Genomic DNA, 24070 nt, shown 5'->3' with positions numbered 1-24070 from the left:
AGGGGTCAGCGTGCCAGCCAGGCGTTGAAGCGCTGGCTCAGTTCATCGAGGTTATCGGCCCAGAATTCGTCATCCTTGGGGATGGCGGTCTCGAAGTTGGGACCATAGGTGGGCATGTGCGGCTTCATGTCGATGCCGGTGTCCGCATGGGTCGAGACCAGTGCCGCGGAGGAGGTACGCGCCGGCCCGTAGGAGATGTACTTGGCCTGATCCGCCAGACGCTGGGTATCGGTGGCGAACATCAGGTAATCCTTGACCTTGTCGAGCTTGCCGGTCGGCACCACCCAGCCATCCAGCTCGAAGACCTGGGCATCCCAGACGATGGAGAATGGCTGCTTCTCGTTGACCTCGGCATCGAAGATGCGTCCGTTGTAGGCCGAGGCGAAGGCCACTTCCTTGTCCGCCAGCAGCTGCGGTGGCTGTGCGCCCTCTTCCCACCAGATCACGCTGTCCTTGATGGTATCGAGCTTGGCGAAGGCACGTTCGATGCCTTCCTCGGAATCCAGCATCTCGTAGACATCTTCCGGGGCCACGCCATCGGCTACCAGCGCCCACTCCATGTTGTTGATCGGCTTCTTCTGCAGCGCACGCTTGCCGGGGAATTCCTCGAGATTGAAGACGTCATCGATGGAATCCGGCTGCTTGTCCTCGGGGAACATCTCGGTATTGAAGGCCACGATGTTGGAGTAGACGATCTGCGGCACGAAGCACTCGCTGAGCGAATTCTCGATGAAGTCCTCGCTGGCCGGCGTGCCATCCGGCGCTGCCGCGAACAGGGTGTCCGGGTCCAGCGGCTCGATCAGGCCTTCCGAACAGGCGATCAAGGCATCACTGGGCAGCATGTCGACCAGGTCCCAGGTGACGTTGCCGGCCTGGACCTGTGCGCGCAGTCCGGACAGCGCATTGGATGACTTGTCGATATTGACGACGGTGTCGCCGCTCTTCTCCTCCCAGGGCTCGTGATAGGCCTTGTTCTGGCTGTCGGTATAGGCGCCGCCCCACGAGACGATATTGAGCGTCTCGGCCTGGGCCGCACCGGCGCTCATGCCGGCCGCTGCCACGGCAACCGCCAGCAGGCTGCGCAGCGGCATGCCCGGGCGCGAGGTAGTGAATGACGCGGTGAACTGATTGATGACTGACATGGATGAATCTCCCTGATTTCTTGTTGTTGTGCTGCACTCTTGTCGCGAAATCTGCTCTTGCTCTGCTGAGGAAGCGTGCTTCACCTCCCGTGCTGCCTTGTCTTTACTCGCCTGTCCTTCCTCGCCTGTCCTTTTCTAGTCTGTCCTTAACTGGCCTGTTCTGACCTTTGCTGGCCTCAGGCATCCAGCGCCCGGCAATCGCAGGCGTCCCATCCCACCTGCAAGGTCTGCCCGGGCCGCAAGGGCGGATAACCCTCGGCGTTGGGTGTCTTGATGATGAATTCGTCACTGCCACATACCGCCACGCGCGTGCGTAGATGATCTCCAAGATAGATCACCTCGAGCACCTCCGCGGAGAAGACATTGTCGGGAGGGCTTTGCGTGCCCGCGGCGCCTGGCTCTTCCGCCGACAGCAGGCGCACCCGCTCCGGGCGCAGTGACAGCTGGGTGCGCTCGCCGACCTCATTGACGGCCACCTTGAGTGCCCGTACCTGCTCGCCACTGTCGAGGGTCACCGTGCAATGCTCACCCTGAGTGTCGAGCTGCGATACCTGGCCGTTGAGGCGATTGTTCTCGCCGATGAAATAGGCGACGAAGGCATTCTCCGGCGCTTCATACAGCGCCTCGGGGGTTGCCAGCTGCTGGACGATGCCGTCATTGAAGACCGCGATGCGATCCGACATGGTCAGCGCTTCCGTCTGATCGTGGGTCACATAGAGCATGGTGACGCCGAGGCGCTGGTGTATGCGCTTGATCTCGAACTGCATCTCTTCGCGCAGATTCTTGTCCAGCGCCCCCAGCGGTTCATCCATCAGCACCAGCTCCGGCTCGAAGACCAGCGCGCGCGCCAGGGCGACCCGCTGCTGCTGCCCGCCGGAGAGCTGCCCCGGACGGCGATCGCCGAATTCGCCGAGTCGCACCATGTCCAGCGCGTTGGCCACCTTGGTCGAGATTTCCTCCTTGCTCATGCCGCGCACTTCCAGCGGGAAGGCCAGATTCTCGGCCACGCTCATGTGCGGAAACAGTGCATAGTTCTGGAAGACCATGCCGATACCGCGCTTGTGCGGTGGCAAGTCGTTGATGGGGGTACCGTCGAGGAGGATGTCGCCGTGGGTCGGCGTTTCGAAGCCTGCCATCATCATCAGGCAGGTGGTCTTGCCGGAACCGGACGGCCCCAGCAGGGTGACGAACTCGCCGCGCTGGACTTCAAGATTGAAGCCCTTGACCACCAGCGTTTCGCCGTCATAGCTCTTTTGCACATCATTGAAGATCGCGAAGCAGGAGCTGGTCTCCTGCGGCGCGTCGGGCTCAGCAGTCGTGACCATGCGTGGTATCCATACGTGTTGTTGTTATCGTGGAGCATGTGATCGAACAGGCTTAACCGGCCCTGATCGCTGCCCTCAGTCCCATTTGACCCTACGGGGGCAAGCGAGAGGCGACAAGCGCCGCGCTCGCTGAAAAGCGTTGAAATCAGGCTATGCGAAAGTCTACATGTTGAACTACCGTCGCCTGCCATTCGCCGAGGGCCCTCGGCAAGCACCGCCGCTGAATCACCGACGCCACATGGCGCTTCCCCGGTGAGCGCCCACTGAAAAGCCCCCGCTGCACACAAGGCAGCGGGGGCTTTGGGCCTTTCAACTCTGGGTTGCCCGCGGTGGGCAGCCATATCAGAGCCTGTGGGGCTCAGCGGCGGTCAGAACTTGGTAATGACCCACACCGCGTGGATGATCCCCGGCAGGAAACCGAAGCAGGTCAGGATGATGTTGATCCAGAAATGCTTGTTGGCGACACCCACCTGCATGAGAACGCCCAGCGGCGGCAGGATGATGGCCAGAATGATGCGAATGATATCCATGAGTTGCTCCTTGCGATTGTGACAACCGTGACTCCACGGAGGTCATGAATGTTCGGTACTCGTGTTGATCAGTGTCCCTCTTGATCACTGTCTTTCTATATCAGCTCCCGTCTTGAGGACTGACGGTCTTGATCACTGACTTTCTTGATCACTGCCCTTCTCGATCAGTGTTGGCCTTGTCGACGTCATCGTCGTGCGCTGAGGCGGATCCGCCGGCGCGGGCCTGACGATCGATCTTCTGGGACAGCTTCTCGGAGTCCGCGGCCAGCTGCTCGTGGTAGCGCTCCCAGTCTTCCCAGTCATGCGGCGTCCCGGTGCGTGGCCGATGGCTGCCGGACTCACGTGCACGTGCCCAGGCATGTTCTTCCAGACTCTGAGGCTTGTCCTCCTCCTTGTCCTTGTCGCCGTCCAGGCCGTGCTTCGCCATGTACTCTCGTGCGTTCATCTATTGCCTCGCTTGCCAGACTCGACGCCTGACGATGCTGTGACGTACCCACTACCTATGGCTGACAGGGGCAAATATCAAGTCTGTATAACTATTTCCGGCAAAAAAGCCGCTTGCCGGCCAGCACGTTCCTGCCGAGAACAAGGCCATGAGCCAGCCCACGACTGACTGTCAGCACCATCATCAAGAAAAGCTATCGCCTCGCTTGATGCAATCAAATTCACCCGCAAGAGGCTTGCCCCTAGACTGGCTCCAGTTTCGCAAGGCACTGATTTCTCATGCACTCGACAGCGTCATCGAGCCTCAGTCGCCTGCCATCCCCTTTAGATACGTCTCATCGAGACCGGAGCCAATTTCATGCAACTCGAATCACACGAAGGCCAGCAGGTCCCGAACGTCAGCTTCAAGATCCGCCGCGACGGCCGTCTGGTCGAGCGCACCAGCGAGGAGATCTTCTCGGGCCGCAACGTAGTGGTCTTCGCCCTGCCGGGCGCCTTCACCCCGACCTGTTCCTCCACTCACCTGCCGCGCTACAACGAGCTGGCCGATCGCTTCTATGCTGTCGGCGTCGACGAGATCGTCTGCCTGTCCGTCAATGACGCCTTCGTCATGGAATCCTGGGGCGAGCATCAGGAAGCCGAGAACCTGAGCCTGATCGCCGATGGCAACGGCGACTTCGCCGCCGGCATGGGCATGCTGGTCGACAAGAGCGACATCGGTTTCGGCAAGCGCAGCTGGCGCTATTCCATGCTGGTACGCAACGGAGTGGTCGAGAAGCAGTTCATCGAGCCGCAGAAGCCGGGCGACCCCTTTGAAGTCTCCGACGCCGATACCATGCTCGACTATCTGGACCCGGACGCCGGCCGTCCCAGCTTCGCTACCCTGTTCAGCAAGCCGGGCTGCCCGTACTGCGCACGTGCGAAGCAGATGCTCGACGAAGCGCGCATCAGCTACGAAGTCATCGAAGTCGGCACCCGCGGCGTGACCTCACGCACCCTGCGCGCCATGACCGGCCAGGCCACCGTGCCGCAGGTCTGGATCGACGGCGAGCATGTCGGCGGCAGCGATGAAGTCGCCCGCTACTTCGGCAGCCTGACCAGCGCTTGAACGCATCACGCTGACAGGCCCCGATAACTTTCTCTTTTCATCACGCGCGGGCCACGCTCGCGCCTGAGACCCCATTGTCAGGTGCGCCGCTGGCGCGCCTTGAGGAGTACGACGTGAACGAACGCCAGGTTGAAGTCGCCATCATCGGTGCCGGCAGTGCCGGTCTGGGTGCCTATCGCGCCGCCAAGGCACACACCGATTCCGTGGTCATGATCGAAGGTGGCCCCTACGGCACCACCTGTGCCCGTGTCGGCTGCATGCCGTCCAAGCTGCTGATCAGTGCGGCCGAAGCCGCGCATCACGCCCGTGACACCGCACCGTTCGGCATCAATATCGAAGGCGAGGTCAAGGTGGATGGCCGCGCCGTGATGGACCGCGTCAAGCGTGAGCGCGACCGCTTCGTCGGTTTCGTGGTCGAGTCCGTGGAAGGCATCCCCTCCCACGACAAGCTGCGCGGCAATGCGCGCTTCGAGACCGCCAACAGCCTGATCATCGGCGACAACGAGACCCGCGTCACCTTCGAGCGTGTCGTGATCGCCACCGGCTCACGCCCCAGCTACCCGGGCTTCTTCGAGAATGCCGGTGACCGCCTGATCATCAACGACAGCGTCTTCGACTGGGACGACCTGCCGGAATCTGTCGCCGTCTTCGGCCCGGGCGTCATCGGGCTGGAACTGGGCCAGGCGCTCACGCGTCTCGGCGTGCGCATCCGCATGTTCGGTGTCGGCGGTGCCATCGGCCCGCTACGTGACGAGAAGCTGCGTGCCAATGCCGATCGCGTCTTCAACGAGGAGTTCTATCTCGACCCGGACGCCAAGGTCGAGAAGATCGAACGCGTCGAGGACGAGAACGGCGCCGGTGTCGAGATCACCTTCATCGAGCGTGGCAGCGAAGCGCGTCTCACCGAGCGTTTCGACTACCTGCTCGCGGCCACCGGCCGTCGCCCGAACGTCGATCGCCTCAATATCGAGGCGCTGGGTCTGAAGCTGGACGAGCGCGGCGTGCCAATCTTCAATCGTCACACCCTGCAGACTCGTCTGAGCGACGACACGCCGAGCCATGTCTTCATCGCCGGCGACGCCAACAACGACCTGCCGCTGCTGCACGAAGCCTCCGATGAGGGCCGTATCGCCGGTGACAACGCCGGTCGCTTCCCCGACGTGCGTGCCGGTCAGCGCAAGAGCACCATCGCCGTCGTGTTCAGTGATCCGCAGATGGCCACCATCGGCCTCTCGACCGCCGAGATCGAACAGCGCTACGGTGCCTGCGACTGCTACGCGGTGGGCGAAGTCGACTTCACCGGCCAGGGTCGCTCCCGCGTGATGCGCATGAACAAGGGCATGCTGCGTGTCTATGGCGAGCAAGGCACCGGCCTGCTGCTGGGCGCCGAGATCTTCGGCCCGCGTGCCGAGCACCTCGCCCACCTGCTGGCCTGGTCCCATCAGCAACGCATGACCATCGAGCAGATGCTGGAAATGCCCTTCTATCACCCGGTGATCGAGGAAGGCCTGCGCACTGCGCTGCGTGACCTCAACGCCAACCTGCAGCTGGGCCCGGCCATCGTCGAGCGCTGCATGGAATGCGGTCCGGGTGACTGATACCCCCTCAAGGCAACGGGACGCGCAGCTCACGCAGTGATGCCCTATGCTCTGAACAGATGTTGAATGTCGCCGGCAGTCACGAAAGTGGCTGCCGGCATTCATCGCACGGCTCCCTCATCGGAGAGTCGAAGAGCAGTGACGCAGGAGACCTGCCCATGAAAGCCACCCAGCTCAAGGTGCCCTCGACCCTTCGCGACATCATGTCCCGCGACTGTTATCGCGTGAAGGCGCGCACCAGCATTCTCGAACTCGCCCAGGGCCTGACCCACCACCGTCTGCCCGGCGTGCCGGTCGTGGATGACCTGGACCGCCTGATCGGCTTCATCTCCGAACAGGACATCCTCGGCAAGCTGCTCGACAGTGCCTATCACTGCGGCCAGCATGCCCAGGTCGGCGACCTGATGCGTCACGAAGTCCTCAGCGTCGGCCCGAATGACAGCATCACGGATCTGGCGCAGCACATGAATGGCCAGCGTCCCAAGGTCTATCCGGTGGTCGAGCAGGGCCGCCTGATCGGTATGGTCACCCGCCGCGATGTCCTGAGTGCCCTGCTGGTGATGCAGAACGGCTGTTGAGACAGTTCACCCATCAAGAAACTGCTTAGAGCCAGACCAAACGCACAGAGCCCCCAGCGGTCATCGCCGCTGGGGGCTCTGTGCGTGATGGCTGAGAAAACCGAGTGCATCGAGAGCGCCTTCAGCATGCTTGCACCAGCAGGCCAACGCCTCGAAGATTACCCAATGGCTAATCAATCTCTGCTGCCAGCCTGACGCCCAACAATTTACGCGCCGCAACCCGAGGCGGTGACAGTCGCTGGGAAGCGCTGTGCCGCACCCTGCCGCCAGGACCTCTGGCCACAGTGAAAGTCGCTGAACCTTGGGAGAATCCAAACGCCCCAGGCGAAAACCTGCCAAAGCCCGCGTATTTCAGGCATAAAAAAATCCGCCAGGAAAACCGTGGCGGACCAAAGAACAGTTAAAGCCAGACATAACATCGCGATAACATCATGTCCTTGCTTACTATGACTGCACCTTTTGCATTTCTATCCCGACGGCTGCCAAAAAATTCGGCCTTTTTTGTCACTGACCTTTACGGAATGTGAAAGCTGGGCTACGTGCGTTGCCAGTGGAAGACGCGCTAACCTGTGATCTGACCTGATCGCTGGATCGAGCCCCCACAAGGACACCGCATGTCTGCCACGCCCCATGACCTCCACGCCCTGACGCAGCGTCACCCGGAAATCGCCAGCCTGATGGCCGGCCGCGAAATCGGCTGGCTCAACCCTGAACGCGTCGCGACTGCCAAGGCGCTCGACTCACCGGCGCTGCAGGCGAGTGGCGTGGGAGCCCAGGACATCGAGGACGCCGACGCACGTCTGATGCGCTTCGCTCCCTGGATTGCCGAAGCCTTCCCCGAGACCGCCGCCGCGTCAGGGCGCATCGAATCGCCGCTGGTGGCAGCGCCCGGCTTGCAGCAGGCGCTGAGCGGCATAGCCTCGACCGCTTCTCCCCTCGGCGCAACCGAATCCCCGCTGCCAGGCCGCCTGATGATCAAGTGTGACAACGCCCTGCCCATCTCGGGTTCGATCAAGGCGCGCGGCGGCATCCATGAGGTGCTCAAGCATGCCGAGCGTCTCGCCATTGACGCAGGGATTTTGTGTCAGGAAGACGACTACCGCGCCTTCCAGCGTGATGAGATACGTGATCTGCTGGCCGGCCAACAGGTCGTGGTGGGCTCCACCGGCAATCTGGGGCTCAGCATCGGCATCATGAGCGCGCGGCTCGGCTTTCGCGTCACCGTGCACATGTCGGCGGATGCCAAGCAATGGAAGAAGGACCTGCTGCGCGCGCGGGGTGCAGAGGTCGTGGAGCACAGCGGGGATTACGGCAAGGCCGTCGCCGCGGGGCGCCAGGAAGCGCAGCAGCCCAACGCCCACTTCATCGATGACGAAAGCTCGCGGGACCTGTTCGTGGGCTACGCCACGGCGGCCAGCCGCCTCGCGGAGCAGCTCTCGGCGCAGGGCATCCCGGTGGATGCCCGCCACCCGCTCTGCGTCTATCTGCCCTGTGGCGTCGGCGGCGGCCCGGGCGGCGTGGCCTACGGCCTCAAGCAGGTCTTCGGTGACGCCGTGCACTGCTTCTTTGCTGAACCGGTCAACTCCCCCTGCATGCTGCTGGGCATGTTGACCGGCGAACATGACGGCATCGCGGTGGAGGATATCGGGCTGGACAATCGCACCTGTGCCGATGGCCTGGCGGTGGGTCGCGCCTCGGCCTTCGTCGGGCGCGTGATGGCCCCCTTGCTCAGCGGCATCCATACCGTGCGTGACGAGCATCTGCTCGAGCTGCTCGCGCTGGCATATGACAGTGAAGGACTCATGCTTGAGCCGTCCGCGCTGGCCGGCGTGCCCGGTATCCGCCACGTACTGCGCAATGCCGCCCCCGAGTGGCACGCCTGGCGGACGGCCAACGGGCTGGATGACGGCGAGGTGCAGGCCAATACCACCCATGTCGTCTGGGCCACCGGCGGCAGCATGGTGCCAGAGGCGATCTGGCAGGCCGACTATCAGCGCGGCAAGGCGTTGCTGTCACAGGCCGGCGCAAACCGGCGAAAGTGAGCGATCAGGCGATGAAGGCCTGCCACAGCCACACGCCGGTCAGCGCCAGCCCGATCACTCCCAGCGGGCGCGAGTAGCGCTGCCAGAGCGCCAGCGCCTGATCCTCGACCAGTGCCACCAGGGCTGCCAGCCCGAAATAGCGCACCCCGCGCCCGACCAACGCCGCCAGCAGGAACAACGCGACCGGATAGCCGCTGGCACCGGCGACCAGCATGGCGCTCTGGAAGGGAATCGGCACGATGCCGATCAGCATGATGGCAAGGAAGCCCTGCTCGCTGAAACGCTGCTGGAAGGATTCGAAGGCCTGCTGCCCGCCGAAGAAGCCGATCAACCCATCGCCCCACGTCGCCAGCGCGTAGGCTCCCAGATAGAAGCCCAGCAATGCCGCGGTCAGGTTGCCGGCGAGTGCCACCGCGGCCACGCGCCAGCGGCGCTCGGGGTGGCGCAGCATCCACGGGATCAGAACGACCTCGATGGGAATCGGGATCAGCAGGGTTTCCAGCATCGAGGCGATGAACAGCCACAGCATGGCGTGGCGAGAGTGATTGAGGCGGTCGAGCCAATCACTCGCGGAAGAGAGTTTCCACATGAAGGAAGCACGTTGTCCTGGGCGATGAGCTGACCACTTTGCCTTGAGTCCGCCCCGCTTGCCAGCCTGCTTGTCCGCCAGCGCGCACTCCAGTCCAGCACGCCTGAGCCTGAGCCAAAAACCCTGACGCGCTACTCGAAGCCTTCCAGCCGCATGGCCGAGCGCACCAGCCGCTCGTCCTCCGCCTCCAGCTCGCGCAGGTTGTCGCGAATGCTGTGCAGATGCTCCAGCGCCGCCTTCTCCGCCGCCTCCGGCTGCTGGTCCATCACCGCACGGTAGATGGCCGTGTGCTGGGCATTGATCTGGCCGCGGGGAATCGGGCGATGGTAGAGATTGCGCAGCGAGGCGAACACCGAGCTGAGCAGCAGGTCATTGATGCCCTTGAGCGTATGCACCAGCACCGGATTGTGGGACGCCTCACAGATGGCGTGGTGGAAGGCGTGGTCGTGACGCGCCAGCTGCTGAGCATCCGGCAGCGCCTCATCGCCCGGCGCTGAGGACTCAAAATCAGGCGGATACTCGCGCACGCAGGCCGCCATCGCCTCGTAATGACGCCGGATCAACACTCTATCCGCCGGCGTGCCGCGCTGGGCGGCCAGTCGCGCCGACTGCCCTTCCAGCAAAGCCCGCACTTCCAGCAGGTCATACAGGGTGCGCGGCTGATCTCGAAACAGGTGCATCAGCGGGCTGATATCGCCGCTCGGCAACAGCGCCGCGACGCTCGAGCCCTTGCCATGGCGCGTCTCGATGATGCCCTTGCCACGCAACAGCCTGAGCCCTTCGCGCAGCGAGGCCCGCGAGATGCCCAGCCGCTCACATAGCCGGCGCTCCGAGGGGATCATCTGCCCGGGCTTGAGCACGCCGTCCAGAATCAATTGCTCCAGGCGTGCCGCCGCCTGATCCGCGGCGCGGGGGTCAGCGCCTGACTCGGCGATGGTTCGCAGCATCCTGCCCCTCCCCTTTTGGTGCTCAACCGTTGTGTGCTCGGCCTTGATCAACCCGCTGGCAGCGCCTGGCGATTTCCGACTGGTCAGACCTGTCGATCAGCGGGCGCAAAGCCACCTGATGGCAGCGGGTGTGAGGCCAGTAAAGCGTGGTTTTCCTTGCACAAACACTAGACGAATGTCTGGTCAGACCACTGAGGTGAAGCATGGACAAGGCCGGGGAGGCAGGCCAGATTGTGGGCAGATCAAGTGCGGAAGGTCAGGTGAGGCATATCAGTCAAGGCTTGCCAGTAAAGGCAGAGCCCTCTCGCCGGCGGAGTCGACAGGCGACTCGCTCGTACCCCGCACCAGCCGACAGAAACGACAGACAGCAGCCGCGCAGACCCCAACCTCCCGGGAGGCAGTGCATGAATATCCTCTATGACCCGACGCTGGATGGACCGCTGGCCCAGCACGACAAGGGCCAGGTGCTGGCGCATCTCACCACCCTGCTGCCGGACCTGACGCTGCTGCACCGCGAGGAGGACCTGCACCCCTTCGAATGTGATGGCCTGTCCGCCTATCGCGTCATGCCGATGCTGGTCGCCCTGCCGGAGCGGGTCGAGCAGGTCGCCGCCCTGCTGCGTGAATGTCATGCGCTGGGCGTGCCGGTGGTGACACGTGGCGCCGGCACCGGGCTGTCCGGTGGTGCCTTGCCGCTGGCGCAAGGCGTGCTGCTGGTGATGTCGCGCATGGCGCGGATTCTCGAGATCGACCCCGATGCCCGCACCGCGCGCCTGCAGCCCGGGGTGCGCAATCTCGCCATTTCCGAGGCCGCCGCGCCCTTCGGGCTCTACTACGCGCCTGACCCCTCCTCGCAGATCGCCTGCTCCATCGGCGGCAACGTGGCCGAGAATGCCGGTGGCGTGCACTGCCTCAAGTACGGCCTGACCGTGCACAACCTTCTCAAGCTCGAGATGCTGACCATCGAAGGCGAGGCGATGACGATCGGCGCCGACAGCCTCGACTCGCCCGGCCTGGACATGCTGGCGCTGATGACCGGCTCCGAAGGCATGCTGGGGGTGGTCACGGAAGTCACGGTGCGCCTGCTGCCCAGGCCCGAGACCGCCAAGGTGCTGATGGCGAGCTTCGCCGATATCGACAAGGCCGGCCGCGCGGTGGGCGACATCATCGCCTGCGGCATCATCCCCGGCGGGCTCGAGATGATGGACAACCTGGCGATCCGCGCCGCCGAGGACTTCATCCACGCGGGCTATCCGGTCGATGCCGCCGCCATTCTGCTCTGCGAGCTGGACGGCGCCGAGGCCGATGTCATCGATGACTGCGCGCGAGTCCGTGAGGTGCTGGAGCGCGCCGGCGCCACCGAGATCCGCCAGGCACAGGATGAGGCCGAGCGCGCGCGCTTCTGGGCCGGGCGCAAGAATGCCTTCCCCGCCGTGGGTCGCATGTCGCCGGACTATTACTGCATGGATGGCACCATTCCGCGTCGCGAGCTGCCCGCCGTGCTGAACGGCATCACGGAGCTCTCGCGCCAATCGGGGCTCGCGGTGGCCAATGTCTTCCATGCCGGTGACGGCAACATGCACCCGCTGATCCTGTTCGATGCCAACCAGCCCGGCGAGCTGGAACTGGCCGAGGAGGTCGGCGGCAAGATTCTCGAACTGTGCGTGGCCGCCGGCGGCAGCATCACCGGCGAACATGGCGTGGGCCGCGAGAAGATCAATCAGATGTGCGCCCAGTTCAACCACGAGGAGATCAGCGTCTTCCATGCCGTGAAGGCCGCCTTCGACCCCGCTGGGCTGCTCAACCCCGGCAAGAACATCCCGACGCTGGCGCGCTGCGCCGAATTCGGTGCCATGCATGTGCATGACAACCAGTTGCCGCATCCCGATCTGCCGCGTTTCTAGACAGCTGCCACGTGGCTGGACAGCCGCCGCGTGGCTGGACGGCTCTTAGATTCGCCACCGCCTGACCTTTCGCTACCTGACGCTCGCCACTTCATCGCCACTTCAATAGAGACATGCCATGCCAGAGCCAGATGATTCGCTCCAGGATCAGGTGCCAAGCCATGCCGAGTGCGCTACGCCTGCCGCCAGCCAGCCCCCGCAGCAACAGGATGCCAGCGAGGCACTCCGCGCACAGGTCCGCGCCGCCCATGAGGCGAAGCGCCCGCTTTGCATCGCCGGCAGTGGCAGCAAGGCCTTTCTAGGCCGCGAAGTGGCCGCCGAGGAAGTGCTCGACATGCGCGCGCATCATGGCATCACCCACTACGACCCCGTGGAGCTGATGGTCTCGGTGCGCGCCGGCACGCCGCTGGCGACGCTCGAGGCCGTACTCGCCGAGCAGAGTCAGCACCTGAGCTGCGAGCCGCCCCACTTCGGGCCCGCGGCGACCGTTGGCGGCACGCTCGCCTCGGGACTCAGCGGCCCACGCCGCCCCTGGAGCGGCAGTCTGCGCGACCTGGTGCTGGGCACGCGCATCATCAGTGCCGACGGCCAGGCGCTACGCTTCGGCGGGGAAGTGATGAAGAACGTGGCGGGCTATGACCTGTCGCGCCTGATGTGCGGCGCTCAGGGCACGCTGGGCGTGATCAGTGAAGTCTCGCTCAAGGTGATGCCGCGTCCGGTGGCAAGCGAATCGCTGTGTCTGGCGCTCAGCCTCGCCGAGGCGCTGACTCGCCTGAATGCCTGGGGCCGCACGCCGCTGCCGATCACGGCGACCAGCTGGTATGACGGCCACCTCACCCTGCGCCTGGAAGGAGGCGAGCGTTCGGTCCAGGCCGGTTGCGAGCAGCTGGGCGGCGAGGTCCTGACGACGGATCAGGCGACGGCGCACTGGACTGAGCTGCGTGAGCACCGCCTGCCCTTCTTCAGTGCGCGCGCGCCGCATCAGGCACTGTGGCGACTGTCGCTGCCGTTGGCGCTGGACCACCTCGAGTGGCAAGCCGCCGTTAGCGAACTGCTGGGCCCTCTGGATGATGCCGACTTGCTGTGTGACTGGGCGGGTGCCCAGCGCTGGCTTGCAAGCGATGCCCCGGCCCAGCGCATCCGCGCGCTGGCCAGTCGACTGGGCGGCCACGCCATCTGCTATACCCCGGGCACCGTCGCCGCCGAGGACAGCCCGCTGATGCCGCTGGCCGCCCCCAATGCCCGCTATCACCTTCAGCTCAAGCAGCAGCTGGACCCCCACGGCATCCTCAATCCCGGTCGCCTGTATGCCGAGATGTGACTCACGCCACGACAGGAGACGCACCTGAATGCAGACTCACTTCAGTGACGCCGCGCTTGCCAGACCGCATATCCAGCGGGCCGACAAGGTCCTGCGCAGCTGCGTGCATTGCGGCTTCTGCAATGCCACCTGCCCCACCTATCAGCTGCTGGGCGATGAGCGCGACGGGCCGCGCGGGCGCATCTATCTGATCAAGCAGCTGCTGGAAAGCGACCCCGAGAGCCAAGACGCAAGCACCCGCCAGCAGGCCAGCGAGATCACCCGCGAAACCCAGCGGCATCTGGATCGCTGCCTGAGCTGTCGCAGCTGCGAAACCACCTGCCCGTCGGGCGTGCAGTATCACACCCTGCTCGATATCGGGCGTCAGGAACTGGAGCGTCGCGTCGGCCGTCCGTGGCGAGAGCGTCTGCTGCGCAGCGGCCTGCGCCATGCGCTGGTCGAACCCACGCGCTTCAAGGCCCTGCTGGCACTTGGCGTGCGCTTTCGTCCCCTCGCGCCTGGCGCGCTGGCCGACAAGATCCCGCTGGCCCGCGAGCGCGACCGTCAAGCCAAGCCCCCGACCGCCCCTGTCACCGCGACGCCTTCTGATCAGTTGCTGTCTCGCCAGGTGCTGATGCTTGAGGGCTGCGTGCAACCGGGCCTGGCCCCCAACATCAATGCCGCCACTGCCCGTGTGCTGGCGCGCTTCGGCATCGGCGTCACGCCCATTCAGGAGGCCGGCTGCTGCGGTGCCATCGACTATCACCTCAACGCCCAGCAGGCCGGTCGCGCGCGCATGCGTGCCAACATCGATGCCTGGTGGCCGGCCATCGAGGCCGGTGCGGAAGCGATCGTGCAGACCGCCAGTGGCTGCGGGGCCTTCGTCAAGGAATATGGCGAGATGCTGGCCGATGACCCCGACTATGCTGAGCGCGCCGCGCGCGTAAGCGCCCTGGCCCGCGACATGGTCGAAGTGCTGGGCGAGGAGATAGCCCGCGATGATCGACAGAGTCTCGCGGCCACGCCCGACCAACAACCGCTGGCCTTCCATTGCCCCTGCACCCTGCAACATGCCCAGGGGCTGGGCGGCGAGGTGGAGAAGATTCTGTCGCAACTGGGCTTCACGCTGGCGCCTGTCATGGAGGGCCATCTGTGCTGCGGGTCCGCCGGCACCTATTCGATCACGCAACCGGAGTTGTCACGCCAGCTGCGAGACCGCAAGCTTGAGGCGCTGGAGGCCAACGGGCCTGCGCGCATCGCCACCGCCAACATCGGCTGCCAGACGCATCTCTCGAGCGCCGGACGCACGCCGGTGAGTCACTGGATCGAACTGGTGGATGACGCCCTGCCCGAGACGCTCCCGCAGAAATGAAGCGTCACTATCTGTTTCACTATCTGTTTCACTATCTCTTTCACTGTTCTTTTCCCTCACCACTGCCAAGGAAGCCCGATGATCACTCGCCACGTACTGACCCTCGCTGACGTCAATCAGATGCTGGACGCCGCCCAGAAGGAAGCCGAGGCCAATGGCTGGGCCGTCTCCATCGCCGTTGCCGACGATGGCGGCCACCCGCTGGGCCTGCGTCGCCTCGACGACACCCCGGCGATGACCGGCTACTTCGCCCAGGAGAAGGCCAAGAGCGCTGCCCTGGGTCGCCGCGAGACCCAGCTGTTCGAGGACTCCATCAACGGCGGACGCACCGCCTTCCTGTCAGCGCCGCAGCTTGAAGGCATGCTGGGCGGCGGCGTGCCGGTGATGGTCGAAGGCCAGATCGCCGGCAGCATCGGCGTGTCCGGCGTCAAGCCGGAGCAGGATGCCCAGATCGCCAAGGCCGGGGTCGCCGCGCTGGGCCTCTGAGGCGCCGCCAGCCTGGATAAAGAGGCCCCGCCAGCCTGGATAAAAGAGGCGAATAAAAAGACCGCCGCGCCCATCAGGGCACGGCGGTCTTTTTGCATACGCCACTCTTGCGTCTGGGTCTTTCGGTCACGCACCGCGAGGTGGCATGGCGGCTTCCACCGCGGCCATGAAGGCACGCAGCTTGCCCGACTGCGGCAGGCGCTGGGGATAGAGCATGTAGATGCTGTTGGGTTCACCCTCCTCGTGCGCCAGCAGACGCACCAGACGGCCCTCGGCCAGCTCACGGTCGACCAGGTAATGGGCGGCCCGGATGATGCCGGCATGACCCAGCGCCTGCTGCTTGAGCAGGCGGTGATCATTGATGGCCAATCCCCCCGCGAGACTGACCTCACCACTGGCCAGCGGCCAGCCGGACTGCCCCGACCAGACGTGGCAGCGATGATCACCAAGTGCCGCGGCCGTGTGCGGCGTGCCATGCGCGGCAAGGTACTCGGGCGAGGCGCAGCAGCAGTGGACGTAATCGAGCAGGCGACGCGCGATCATGTTGTCCGGTGGCGTGCGCGTGGCGCGGAATGCCACATCAAATGGCTCGCGGGTCAGGTCATGACTCTCGTAACTGACGTCCAGACGCAGCTCGACTGCCGGATGGCGCGCCTGAAAGGCATTGCAGACCTCGACCAGATAACGCTCGGCGAACAGTACCGGCGCCGTGATGCGCAACACGCCGCTGTAGCCCTGACGCTCCGACTCACTCGTCTGCTCCAGGTCGTGTTCAAGCTCGCGCTCCAGTGCCAGCAGTTCGCCATGCACCGACTGCATACGCTGGCGAATGCGCTCGCCCTCCTCGGTGAGACGTACCGCCCGCGTGGTGCGGATCAGCAAGGGCGCCCCGATGTCCTGCTCCAGCCGCCGCACCTGCTCGGAGAGATGAGCACGCGACACACCCAGCGCCTTGGCCGCCCGGGTGAAGCTGAGGGATTCCGCCACCTGAGCGAACAACATCAGTCGCTCCACCTGCTTGTGATGCCGCATCCTGCCTGCTCCTCATGTCAGTCACCCGGGATTTCAGTGAACGAGCCTGCCACAGCATTGTACGTTCTGACGAACAATCTATTCGTTCGCATGTGCTTATCAGACCTGCAGACGCGACCTAGACTGAAGGCGTCATGCGATGTCGCCTCACCCCTAGGTGACATCGACGCCTCCACTCGCGAAAGGACTCCGCCATGCGCTATACCCCGGCTGAAGATCGCTACGAACGCATGCACTACCAGCGCTGCGGCAAGAGCGGCCTCAAACTGCCCCGCCTGTCACTGGGGCTCTGGCACAACTTCGGCAACAACGCCCACGAAGATAATGCGCGCGCCATCTGCCAGACCGCCTTCGATCTGGGTATCACCCACTTCGATCTGGCCAACAACTACGGGCCGCCACCGGGCAGCGCCGAGGAAATGTTCGGTCGCATGCTCAAGCGCGACTTCGCCGGCTACCGCGATGAGATGGTGATCTCCACCAAGGCGGGCTATCACATGTGGCCTGGCCCCTACGGCGAATGGGGCAGCCGCAAGTACCTGCTCTCGAGTCTGGACCAGAGCCTCAAGCGCATGGACCTCGATTACGTCGACATCTTCTATTCGCACCGCTTCGATCCGGACACGCCGCTGGAAGAGACGATGGGCGCGCTTGACAGTGCCGTGCGCTCCGGCAAGGCGCTCTATGCGGGCATCTCCTCCTACAATGCCCAGCGTACCCGCGAAGCCGCCGCCATCCTGCGCGAGCTGGGCACGCCGTGCATCATCCATCAGCCCAGCTATTCGATGATCAATCGCTGGATCGAGGAAGACGGCCTGCTCGACACCCTCGATGACGAGGGCATCGGCTCCATCGTGTTCTCGCCGCTGGCCCAGGGCGTGCTGACCAACAAGTATCTGGGCGGCGTGCCACAGGATAGTCGCCTGGCACGCGGCGGAGCGATCAAGGAAGACCACCTCACCGAGGACAATCTGGAGCGGGTGCGCGCCCTCAACGCCATCGCCGAGCGCCGTGGCCAGTCGCTGGCCCAGATGGCCCTCGCCTGGGCGCTGCGTGGCAACCGCGTCACCACCGCACTGATCGGCGCCAGCCGTCCGGAACAGGTCAGCGATTGCGTCAAGGCGCTGGATCATCTCGACTTCACCCAGGCCGAGCTCGACGAGATCGATCGCTACGCCGTCGATGGCGGCGTCAATCTGTGGGCGCGCTCGTCCAATGCCTGAGCTCGTGCCTGAGCCGCGACTGATGCAGTGAAGCGCGTGAACCACATCGCCCCCGCCGAGTGAGACTCGACGGGGGCGATGTGTTTTGGCGTGACGTGCTGATGTATTGAGTTCAGCCGCCGTGCTCTGACAACGAGCTCTGACAACGTGCTCAGCCGCCGGCGGCAATGCCGTGCTCGCTGGCGAGCAGCGCGCGGTAATCGGCGTAGCCCTTGCGGTAGGCGGCCACTCCTTCGGCCTGAGGCCGGGCGAGTGTCGCGTGATCCAGCGCGACCAGCCGCTCGCAGAGTTGCTCAAGCGTCTCGCCGTGGCGGCCCTGTCCATCTGCGCCTGACTGTCCTAGACACCAGCCCGCCTGAATCGCGGCGCCCAGGGCGGCGGCCTCGGTCACCTGCGGGCAGACCACCTCGAGGCCGAGAATGTCGGCCAGCATCTGACGCCACAGCGGGCTTTTGGCACCACCGCCCACCAGGCGGATCTGGCGCGCCTCACTGCCCAGCGGCCCCATGCACTCGAGTGCGTAGCGCAGGCCGTAACTTGCGCCTTCCATGGTCGCGCGGCACAGGTTGGCCGGGGTGGCATTGCGACTGTACAGCCCATGGAAACTGGCCTGGGCACGCGGCAGCATCGGCACGCGTTCGCCATTGAAGAACGGCAGCACCTGCACGCCCTCGGCTCCGCGCGGGGCACTTGTCACCTGGGCGGAGAAGGTGGCGATGTCGAAGCCGAACATCTCGCGTACCCGCGTGGTCGCCGATGTCACATTCATGGTGCACACCAGCGGCAGCCAGCCACCATCGCTGGCGCTGAAACTGGCCACCTGGGGATCGCAGCCGGCCGGATAGTCCGCCGACCAGGCGCATACCGTGCCGGAGGTGCCCATGCTGAGCGTCACCCGCCCCGGCGCGATGTTGCCGGTGCCGATGGCGCTCATCATGTTGTCGCCGCCGCCGCTGGAGACGATGACGTCGTCACGCAGCCCGAAGCGCGCGGCGATCTCGGGGCGAATGCGTCCGGCCGGCTGATGGGATTCGATCAATCGGGGCAGCACGCGCCGGGCGTCGAGCTCCGGGGCGATCTGCGCGAAGACATCCTGATGCCAGCAGCGCCGCCGGGTATCGAAATAGCCGGTGCCCGAGGCATCGCCGTATTCCGCGACGCGCTCGCCGGTCAGCCAGAAGTTGAGATAGTCATGCGGCAGCAGGATGCTGGCGATGCGCTGGTAGCGCTCGGGATGCTGCTCACGCAGCCAGGCGAGCTTGGAGGCGGTGTAGCCGGTCTGCAGCACCAGGCCGAGCGTCTCCAGACAGCCCGCCTCACCTCCCAGCGCCTCAATCAATGTGGCATTGTGCTCGCTGGTCTCGGTGTCACACCACAGCTTGGCCGGATGGAGCGGCACGCCGGCCGCATCCAGCACCACCATGCCATGCTGCTGACCGGACACTCCGATCGCCGCGATGCGCTGCGGGTCCAGCTGCGAGGTAGCCAGTGCATCAGCGAAGGCGCCCTCAAGCGCCGCCACCCAGTCCTGCGGGTCCTGCTCGCGGCGTCCGTTGGCGCCTTCCTGCAGCGCATGACTGCGCTGGCCCTGGGCCACGATGCTCCCGCAGGCCGGATCGACGATCACCACCTTGGTACTCTGAGTCCCACAATCAACGCCTACCCACATGGGGCTCTCCCTGCCATCCGTCATTCAGCGGTCTTCCCCATCGGGGCCGATGGGGGCATTCGCGAGGCGCCAACGCCAGTCGGCGCTGAGCGAGTCCTGCTTGATCAGGTGCGCGTTGAGCATGTCCTTGTGATGGGTGCGCTCGTGGGCACCGCGAGCGTCCTGGCCCATCTCGCGCCAGCGATGCAGCAGACGCGGCACCAGCACCTCATCCTCGATATCCAGAAAGATGCTGATATCGAACAAGCCAAGCAGCGCGTCCCAGGGCGCGTGGCGCAGCAGCAGATAGTTGCCCTCGACCAGCACGATGCGATGGTGGGTCTCGACCACGCGGCCACCGGCACGCGCCAGGTCCAGCGGGCGATCGAAGACCGGCACGGCGACCGGGCCATCATCGGCGCGCACCCTGACGAGATCATGATAGAGCCCGCGCGCATCGAAGGTCTCCGGTGCGCCCTTGACGTAGAGCAGGCCCTGCGGCGCCAACACGGCATTGTCGTAGTGATAGCCATCCATCGGCACCACCACGGCGATGCCGGGTTCCAGCGCATTGAGGGTCTCGCACAGGGATTCCGACAACGTCGACTTGCCCGCCGCCGGCGGGCCGGCGAGGGCCACGATGGTACGTGTGCGCTGACTGGAGGCGTGTTCCGCCAGCACACGGCTGGCCATGTCGTCCAATGAGGGCGACATGTGGGCCAGGCGAGAATCGGGTAAAGATGTCACGTGACTACCTCATTCATGGATGCGCACCCTTGCAGCGGGACGGAAGGTGTCTCTCATCCTTAGCTCATCCAGTTGCCACCGTCGACATTGAGTGTCTGGGCGACGACGAAATCGCTGTCTTCACAGGCCAGAAATACCGCGGCGCCGGCGTGGTCATCCGGCAGCCCCATGCGTCCATAAGGTACCGCCTCACCGACCAGACGTTTCTTCTCGCCCAGCGGGCGCTGTTCATGATGGGCGAACAGCGCATCGACCTGATCCCACATCGGCGTGTCGACCACGCCCGGCGCGATGCCATTGACATTGATGCCATGGCGGATGAGATCAAGCCCGCAGGACTGGGTCAGGCTGATCACGGCGGCCTTGGAGGCACAATAGGCGCTGACCAGCGCCTCGCCGCGTCGTCCGGCCTGCGAGGCCATGTTGATGATCTTGCCGCCCTGCCCGCGCTCGACCATCGTTCTGGCCACCGCCTGCAGGGTGAAGAACAGCCCTTCGGCATTGACCGCCAGCTGGTGGCGCAGCATGCCCTCGCTGACCTCCAGCACCGGCGCCATGGCGAAGACGGCGGCATTGTTGACCAGAATATCGATCGGCCCCAATTGTGCCTGCACGCATTCCAGCATGCTCTGACGCGAGACGCTCGACGTCACGTCCAGCGTCACCGCCAGGACGCGTGCCTGCGGCCCGGCCTGCTCGCGCAGCTGCTGGGCGGCGCGCTCCGCCGCCTCGCCATTGATGTCCGCCAGCGCCACATAGGCGCCCTCGGCGACATAGCGGGTGGCGATGGCCAGGCCGATACCGCCTGCAGCGCCGGTGACCACCGCCACCTTGCCGGCGAGCCGGGCGCTGCGCGGCGAGGTCAGCGGCTCACTATTATTGGCCGACTCGGATAGCGTCTGCATGTTGTCACCCCCTGACGGTGCTCATGTGGCGCTCAGGTCGCTGGCCTGACCGATACGCAGCTGACTGATCAAACCACTGACCTCCTCCATGCTTGCACGGCTCTGCCAGGCACCCGCCTCCAGCTGACGCTGGGCGTGGCCCGGCGGAATATGCCCGGCGCCGGTGAAGCCGATCACGCGCAGACCAGCCGCGACCGCCGCGCTGACGCCGGCGAGGCTATCCTCGATCACCACGCACTCCAGGGCATCGCGCCCCAGCTGACGCAGCGCCAGCTGATAGACGTCCGGCGCGGGCTTGGGGCGCGCGACCTGCTCGGCCGTGAAGAGCGGCACCGAGCCCAGCCAGCGATCCAGACCGGTAGCGGCCAGCGAGGCACGCACTCGCCGCTCGGCACTGTTGGAGACGATCGCCACGGCCACGCCATTCGCCAACAGCCCGCCAAGCAGTTCCGCCATGCCGCTGATGGGCGCAAGTTCCTTTGCCAGACGTGACTCGATGGCGTGGTCGATGCGCTCCATCGCCTGCGGCGGCAGGGTGTGAGCGCTCATGGCCTCCAGATGCCCCAGGATGGCCTCGGTGGTCATGCCCAGCGCCGCGCGCAGCTCGGCCTCGGTGTCGAGGTCCGGCAGCCACTCACCCAGCTGACGCGACAGCTCCTCCTCGGCCAGCACTTCGCTGTCCACCAGCACGCCATCACAATCGAAGATCACCTGCTGCAAGGGTGTACTCATCTCATCATCCTCTCTGGCTTCCCGATTCGCGGCTGCGCGGTTCATGCGCGGGCTTCCTGTGCGGCGCTGGCACTGGACAGGGAATTGTCCTGACGCGTCAGGCTGGTCAGCGGGTGACGGTTGAGATTCTGCAGCGCCAGCCCTTCACGGGTGAAGAGGTGCGCCCGCTCGGTATCGAAGCCATAGCGGATGCTGTCACCCACGCGGCTGTTGACGTCGCCATCCGCCATCAGGATCCAGCCGCTGTCGGACTGCTCGTCGGACTTGAGGCCGCCGATCGGCGTATCGCCGGAACCATCCGGAGTCGCCAGGTACAGGGAGGTCACCCCGCCCAGACGCTCGATGACCTGAACCTGGCCGCTGAACGGGCCTTGCGCGTCGAGCATCAGATGCTCGGGGCGCACGCCCAGCGTCAGGCTGTCGCCGACGATGACCGAGGCGCCATCTTCGGTCTGGCTCACCACCGGAATCAGGCGCTCGCTGCCGTCGGGCAGGCGCACCGTGACGCCCTCGCCGGCCACGCCAGTGACGGTGATATCGAGGAAATTCATCTTCGGCGAGCCGATGAAACCGGCCACGAAGCGGTTGCGCGGGTGATGGTAGAGCTCCATCGGCGAGCCGACCTGCTCGACCACGCCACCCTGCAGCACGACGATCTTGTCGGCCATGGTCATGGCTTCGACCTGGTCGTGGGTCACGTAGATCATGGTCGCCTTGAGCTCGGCATGCAGGCGCGCCAGCTCGATGCGCATCTGCACCCGCAGTGCGGCGTCCAGGTTGGAGAGCGGCTCATCGAACAGGAAGATGCTCGGATTGCGCACGATGGCGCGACCGATGGCGACACGCTGGCGCTGACCACCGGAGAGTGCCTTGGGCTTGCGGTCCAGCAGCGGCCCGAGCTGCAGCACCTCGGCGGCGGCGTTGACCTTCTCGGCGCGCTCTTCCTTGGAGACACCGGCGAGCTTGAGGCTGAAGCCCATGTTCTCGCCCACCGTCATGTGCGGGTAGAGCGCGTAGCTCTGGAACACCATCGCCAGGCCGCGCTCGGCCGGGCCGATATCGTTCATGCGCTTGCCATCGATCAGGATGTCACCGGAGGTCGCGTTCTCGAGACCGGCGATCATGCGCATCAGCGTGGACTTGCCACAACCGGACGGGCCGACGAAGACCACGAATTCCTGGTCCTTCACTTCCAGGTCGACTCCCTTGATGACCTGGGTGGTGGAGGCGCTGGCGCCGCTGCCGGAGGTGAATTCCTTGACGATGTTCTTGAGCGTGAGTGTGGACATGGGAAGTTTCCTTATCCGCACCTGCCCGAGGGCAGGTGATGGCAAATTTGGGTGGCATGGCAAGGGTGCAACATGCGTGTGGCTCTCGGCCGCCTGCGCTGATCTGCTATCAGTCAATGTTCATCAGGCAATGTTCATCAGCCAATGTGGCTCAGGCGGCGTACCTCTCTGTGGCTTTTGCGTCTTGCGTGTGCGTCTTACATGTCTCTGACTGGCGCGGATTACTTGACGGCGCCGAAGGTCAGGCCGCGTACCATCTGCTTCTGGGTCATCCAGCCGAAGATCAGGATCGGCGCGATGGCGAGCGTGGAAGCCGCGGACAGCTTGGCCCAGAACAGCCCTTCCGGACTGGAGAAGGACGCGATGTAGGCGGTCAGCGGTGCGGCGTTGGAGGTGGTCAGGTTCAGACTCCAGAACGCCTCGTTCCAGCTCAGGATCACGCACAGCAGACCGGTGGAAGCGATGCCCGGCAGGGTCAGCGGCAGCAGCAGGTGGAAGATCTCCTGCAGGGTGCTGGCGCCATCCATGCGCCCGGCTTCGAGGATGTCCTTGGGGATGTCCTTGAAGAAGGTGTAGAGCATCCAGACCACGATCGGCAGGTTCATCAGCATGTAGATGATGATCAGGCCGGTGCGGCTATCCAGCAGGCCCAGATCGCGGAAGATCAGGTAGACCGGCAGCAGCACGCCCACGGACGGCAGCATCTTGGTCGACAGCATCCACAGCAGAGTCCCCTGGGTACGCTTGGTGGGAAGGAAGGCCATCGAGTAGGCGGACGGAATCGCGATCAGCAGCGCCAGCAGCGTTGCCCCGAGCGAGATCACCACACTGTTGAGGGCGTACTTGAAGTAGTCCGCACGTGCCTGGATCTCGATATAGCCCTCGACGCTGGGCGTGAAGAACAGGCTCGGCGGCGTGGCGATCGCCTCGGCCTCGGTCTTGAAGCTGGTGAGGATCATCCAGAAGATCGGGAAGAACATCACCAGCGCGATGGTCCAGGCCACCAGGGTCAGGACAAGCTTCTTGTTGATCACGCTGCGACGCGCGCGACTGGCGCTGACGGCAGCGCTGGCGGCGGCCACGGAATTGGAAGTTGAAGTCGACATCATTGAGTCTCCCTGTGCTGAGC

The 24070-nt window shown here is 64.7% G+C and carries 22 protein-coding genes; 9 read left to right on the top strand and 13 right to left on the bottom strand.

The genetic code is table 11. The features are described 5' to 3' along the window. Positions 1-5: 5 nt before the first annotated feature. The 4 genes from R2R70_RS03450 to R2R70_RS03435 form a co-directional block, all read right to left on the bottom strand. Positions 6-1142, bottom strand: coding sequence for an extracellular solute-binding protein (locus tag R2R70_RS03450; RefSeq protein WP_225347830.1), 1137 nt, complete (start codon positions 1140-1142; stop codon positions 6-8). 176 nt (positions 1143-1318) lie between these two features. Beyond that, a complete protein-coding gene (locus tag R2R70_RS03445; RefSeq protein ID WP_131431673.1) occupies positions 1319-2467 on the bottom strand; it encodes an ABC transporter ATP-binding protein in 1149 nt (382 codons plus the stop codon). A 368-nt stretch (positions 2468-2835) separates the two neighbouring features. Next, positions 2836-2997 (bottom strand): YqaE/Pmp3 family membrane protein, encoded by a 162-nt coding sequence (locus R2R70_RS03440; RefSeq protein WP_043334518.1) that lies wholly within the window; start codon positions 2995-2997, stop codon positions 2836-2838. A gap of 148 nt (positions 2998-3145) precedes the next feature. Then, a complete protein-coding gene (locus tag R2R70_RS03435; RefSeq protein WP_205741694.1) occupies positions 3146-3424 on the bottom strand; it encodes a hypothetical protein in 279 nt (92 codons plus the stop codon). A 375-nt stretch (positions 3425-3799) separates the two neighbouring features. Between R2R70_RS03435 and R2R70_RS03430 the strand changes: the two genes are divergently transcribed. The 4 genes from R2R70_RS03430 (at position 3800) to R2R70_RS03415 (ending at position 8767) form a co-directional block, all read left to right on the top strand. Further along, positions 3800-4549, top strand: a complete 750-nt coding sequence (locus R2R70_RS03430) for a glutathione peroxidase (RefSeq protein ID WP_107335176.1) — start codon at positions 3800-3802, stop codon at positions 4547-4549. Between the two features lie 113 nt (positions 4550-4662). Beyond that, entirely contained in the window at positions 4663-6147 is a 1485-nt protein-coding gene (locus tag R2R70_RS03425) for a dihydrolipoyl dehydrogenase (RefSeq protein ID WP_192837919.1), read from the top strand. 158 nt (positions 6148-6305) lie between these two features. Then, on the top strand, positions 6306-6725 hold the full coding sequence (locus R2R70_RS03420; RefSeq protein ID WP_043334523.1) for a CBS domain-containing protein: 420 nt from the start codon (positions 6306-6308) through the stop codon (positions 6723-6725). A 614-nt stretch (positions 6726-7339) separates the two neighbouring features. Beyond that, positions 7340-8767 (top strand): D-serine ammonia-lyase, encoded by a 1428-nt coding sequence (locus R2R70_RS03415; protein ID WP_410977265.1) that lies wholly within the window; start codon positions 7340-7342, stop codon positions 8765-8767. A 4-nt stretch (positions 8768-8771) separates the two neighbouring features. On the opposite strand, the gene R2R70_RS03410 is transcribed toward R2R70_RS03415, so the two are convergent. Further along, the gene (locus R2R70_RS03410) at positions 8772-9356 is read right to left on the bottom strand and encodes a YqaA family protein (RefSeq protein ID WP_131431669.1); all 585 of its coding nucleotides are present in this window, start codon (positions 9354-9356) and stop codon (positions 8772-8774) included. Positions 9357-9487: 131 nt separating this feature from the next. After that, positions 9488-10303 carry a transcriptional regulator GlcC gene (glcC, locus tag R2R70_RS03405; protein WP_043334527.1) on the bottom strand — a complete coding sequence of 272 codons (816 nt, stop codon included), beginning with the start codon at positions 10301-10303 and terminating at the stop codon, positions 9488-9490. A 404-nt stretch (positions 10304-10707) separates the two neighbouring features. Between glcC and glcD the strand changes: the two genes are divergently transcribed. The 4 genes from glcD (at position 10708) to R2R70_RS03385 (ending at position 15365) form a co-directional block, all read left to right on the top strand. Continuing rightward, positions 10708-12207, top strand: coding sequence for a glycolate oxidase subunit GlcD (glcD, locus tag R2R70_RS03400; protein WP_410977264.1), 1500 nt, complete (start codon positions 10708-10710; stop codon positions 12205-12207). A 118-nt stretch (positions 12208-12325) separates the two neighbouring features. Then, complete coding sequence (gene glcE, locus R2R70_RS03395) at positions 12326-13528, top strand: glycolate oxidase subunit GlcE (protein WP_410977263.1); 1203 nt, start codon at positions 12326-12328, stop codon at positions 13526-13528. 28 nt (positions 13529-13556) lie between these two features. Further along, complete coding sequence (glcF, locus tag R2R70_RS03390) at positions 13557-14879, top strand: glycolate oxidase subunit GlcF (protein WP_410977262.1); 1323 nt, start codon at positions 13557-13559, stop codon at positions 14877-14879. Between the two features lie 78 nt (positions 14880-14957). Beyond that, entirely contained in the window at positions 14958-15365 is a 408-nt protein-coding gene (locus R2R70_RS03385) for a GlcG/HbpS family heme-binding protein (RefSeq protein WP_043334532.1), read from the top strand. Positions 15366-15491: 126 nt separating this feature from the next. On the opposite strand, the gene R2R70_RS03380 is transcribed toward R2R70_RS03385, so the two are convergent. Beyond that, positions 15492-16397, bottom strand: a complete 906-nt coding sequence (locus tag R2R70_RS03380; protein ID WP_410977261.1) for a LysR family transcriptional regulator — start codon at positions 16395-16397, stop codon at positions 15492-15494. Positions 16398-16591: 194 nt separating this feature from the next. Between R2R70_RS03380 and mgrA the strand changes: the two genes are divergently transcribed. Further along, the gene (gene mgrA, locus R2R70_RS03375) at positions 16592-17620 is read left to right on the top strand and encodes an L-glyceraldehyde 3-phosphate reductase (RefSeq protein ID WP_192837910.1); all 1029 of its coding nucleotides are present in this window, start codon (positions 16592-16594) and stop codon (positions 17618-17620) included. Between the two features lie 151 nt (positions 17621-17771). Here mgrA and xylB read toward each other — a convergent pair whose 3' ends face one another. The 6 genes from xylB to R2R70_RS03345 all read right to left on the bottom strand — a co-directional run bounded on the left by xylB (position 17772) and on the right by R2R70_RS03345 (position 24047). Beyond that, positions 17772-19289: a xylulokinase gene (xylB, locus tag R2R70_RS03370; RefSeq protein ID WP_410977260.1), complete on the bottom strand. Its 1518-nt coding sequence runs from the start codon at positions 19287-19289 to the stop codon at positions 17772-17774. Between the two features lie 24 nt (positions 19290-19313). Beyond that, positions 19314-20015 (bottom strand): nucleoside/nucleotide kinase family protein, encoded by a 702-nt coding sequence (locus tag R2R70_RS03365; RefSeq protein ID WP_367998228.1) that lies wholly within the window; start codon positions 20013-20015, stop codon positions 19314-19316. 59 nt (positions 20016-20074) lie between these two features. Next, positions 20075-20920, bottom strand: coding sequence for an L-iditol 2-dehydrogenase (locus R2R70_RS03360; RefSeq protein WP_410977259.1), 846 nt, complete (start codon positions 20918-20920; stop codon positions 20075-20077). 21 nt (positions 20921-20941) lie between these two features. Then, positions 20942-21697 carry an HAD family hydrolase gene (locus R2R70_RS03355; protein WP_410977258.1) on the bottom strand — a complete coding sequence of 252 codons (756 nt, stop codon included), beginning with the start codon at positions 21695-21697 and terminating at the stop codon, positions 20942-20944. After that, the gene (locus R2R70_RS03350; RefSeq protein ID WP_054556774.1) at positions 21694-22941 is read right to left on the bottom strand and encodes an ABC transporter ATP-binding protein; all 1248 of its coding nucleotides are present in this window, start codon (positions 22939-22941) and stop codon (positions 21694-21696) included. Before R2R70_RS03350 ends, R2R70_RS03355 begins: the two co-directional genes overlap by 4 nt. 221 nt (positions 22942-23162) lie before the next feature. Then, positions 23163-24047: a carbohydrate ABC transporter permease gene (locus R2R70_RS03345; protein ID WP_043334580.1), complete on the bottom strand. Its 885-nt coding sequence runs from the start codon at positions 24045-24047 to the stop codon at positions 23163-23165. Positions 24048-24070 lie beyond the last annotated feature (23 nt).

The organism is Cobetia sp. SIMBA_158 (assembly GCF_046566945.1).
Lineage (GTDB): Bacteria > Pseudomonadota > Gammaproteobacteria > Pseudomonadales > Halomonadaceae > Cobetia > Cobetia amphilecti.
This window is presented reverse-complemented; position numbering and strand designations above follow the sequence as displayed.